The following is a 2295-nucleotide window of genomic DNA, read 5'->3' as shown; positions in this document are numbered from 1 at the left end:
GCTTGGCTGCATGGGTAAATCGAAGTCCCAAAGGTCATTATGAACGGTTTGATAAACCCACTTTTCTTTACCTGTGGTTGCATCTAAAGCCAAAACGGAAGAATTGTACTTATGGTCTACAGGCTGACGGTTTCCACCCCAGACATCAACCGACGAACTTCCCATCGGTAAAAATACTGTGTTCATTTGTGGGTCGTAGGACATTGCCGCCCAAGAGTTAGCTGAACTACGTTTATAGATTTCACCGGCTTTGTTGCACAAACCTATCTGTAAAGGCTTTTTTAGCGATATAATTTTCAAATGAAGAAGCCTACACACAAAATCTACCGCACAACCAATTGGCCCGCATATAACCGAGCACTCATGAGTCGCGGAAATATTGCCATTTGGTTTGATCCTGCTACGCAATGGTATGCGCCATCAAAAGGCAAACAAGGGCGAAATCAAACCTACTCCGACGCAGCCATCCAATGCTGCTTAATGATTAAATCCTTATTCCGTCTGTCTTTACGTATGGTCACTGGCTTTGTGCAAAGTCTGATTAAACTTTGCGGATTAAATTGGATAGCTCCAGATTACACCACGCTTTGTAGAAGACAAAAGCATATTGATATTGTAATCAGCTACCAAAAAAGTAGCGATGGGCTGCATCTACTCATGGACTCTACAGGCATGAAGTTTCTAGGTGAGGGCGAATGGAAACGCAAGAAACATGGACCTGAATATCGTCGCCAATGGCGTAAACTTCATATTGGTATAGATGCTAAAACCCTACAAATACGAGCAGTTCAGCTTACAACCAATAATGTCAGTGATTCACAGGTGCTTGGTGATTTACTTAATCAGATTCCACAAGATGAGCAGATTAACTCTGTTTATACCGATGGAGCTTATGACACCAAGCAATGCCGTCAGGTCATTGCAGATCGGCAAGGGCATGCGGTGATTCCACCTAGAAAAAATGCGAAACCATCGAAAGATACAAAGAGTAGCTCGCTAGAGCGAAATGAATTACTTCGAACAATTAAACGTTTAGGCAGGACACTATGGAAAAAATGGTCAGGCTATCATCGGCGAAGTTTGGTTGAAACGGCTTTGTTGCACAAAGATTTCATAACTATATGATTTTAAAAGTTTTGATTATTTTTTGATCCAAAATTAAATTTATTTAAATCAGATGCTTACATATTTATGCAACAAAGCCGTTTCAACCAAACTTCGACGATGATAGCCTGACCATTTTTTCCATAGTGTCCTGCCTAAACGTTTAATTGTTCGAAGTAATTCATTTCGCTCTAGCGAGCTACTCTTTGTATCTTTCCATGGTTTCGCATTTTTTCTAGGTGGAATCACCGCATGCCCTTGCCGATCTGCAATGACCTGACGGCATTGCTTGGTGTCATAAGCTCCATCGGTATAAACACAGTTAATCTGCTCATCTTGTGGAATCTGATTAAGTAAATCACCAAGCACCTGTGAATCACTGACATTATTGGTTGTAAGCTGAACTGCTCGTATTTGTAGGGTTTTAGCATCTATACCAATATGAAGTTTACGCCATTGGCGACGATATTCAGGTCCATGTTTCTTGCGTTTCCATTCGCCCTCACCTAGAAACTTCATGCCTGTAGAGTCCATGAGTAGATGCAGCCCATCGCTACTTTTTTGGTAGCTGATTACAATATCAATATGCTTTTGTCTTCTACAAAGCGTGGTGTAATCTGGAGCTATCCAATTTAATCCGCAAAGTTTAATCAGACTTTGCACAAAGCCAGTGACCATACGTAAAGACAGACGGAATAAGGATTTAATCATTAAGCAGCATTGGATGGCTGCGTCGGAGTAGGTTTGATTTCGCCCTTGTTTGCCTTTTGATGGCGCATACCATTGCGTAGCAGGATCAAACCAAATGGCAATATTTCCGCGACTCATGAGTGCTCGGTTATATGCGGGCCAATTGGTTGTGCGGTAGATTTTGTGTGTAGGCTTCTTCATTTGAAAATTATATCGCTAAAAAAGCCTTTACAGATAGGTTTGTGCAACAAAGCCGGTGAAATCTATAAACGTAGTTCAGCTAACTCTTGGGCGGCAATGTCCTACGACCCACAAATGAACACAGTATTTTTACCGATGGGAAGTTCGTCGGTTGATGTCTGGGGTGGAAACCGTCAGCCTGTAGACCATAAGTACAATTCTTCCGTTTTGGCTTTAGATGCAACCACAGGTAAAGAAAAGTGGGTTTATCAAACCGTTCATAATGACCTTTGGGACTTCGATTTACCCATGCAGCCAAGC

At 41.8% G+C, this 2295-nt stretch carries 2 protein-coding genes and 2 pseudogenes; 2 read left to right on the top strand and 2 right to left on the bottom strand.

Features of this window, described 5'->3' with window-relative positions:
* Positions 1–300 (bottom strand): annotated as a pseudogene (locus tag PVW51_RS24150) (membrane-bound PQQ-dependent dehydrogenase, glucose/quinate/shikimate family); the annotation flags it as partial.
* On the opposite strand from PVW51_RS24150, the gene PVW51_RS24145 reads away from it, so the two are divergent.
* Positions 301–1125 (top strand): IS5 family transposase, encoded by an 825-nt coding sequence (locus PVW51_RS24145; RefSeq protein ID WP_274578227.1) that lies wholly within the window; start codon positions 301–303, stop codon positions 1123–1125.
* 48 nt (positions 1126–1173) lie between these two features.
* Here PVW51_RS24145 and PVW51_RS24140 read toward each other — a convergent pair whose 3' ends face one another.
* On the bottom strand, positions 1174–1995 hold the full coding sequence (locus PVW51_RS24140) for an IS5 family transposase (RefSeq protein WP_443288762.1): 822 nt from the start codon (positions 1993–1995) through the stop codon (positions 1174–1176).
* On the opposite strand from PVW51_RS24140, the pseudogene PVW51_RS24135 reads away from it, so the two are divergent.
* Positions 1996–2295 (top strand): annotated as a pseudogene (locus PVW51_RS24135) (membrane-bound PQQ-dependent dehydrogenase, glucose/quinate/shikimate family); the annotation flags it as partial.

This window comes from Sulfitobacter sp. PR48, from assembly GCF_028807335.1.
GTDB lineage: Bacteria > Pseudomonadota > Alphaproteobacteria > Rhodobacterales > Rhodobacteraceae > Sulfitobacter.
This window is presented reverse-complemented; position numbering and strand designations above follow the sequence as displayed.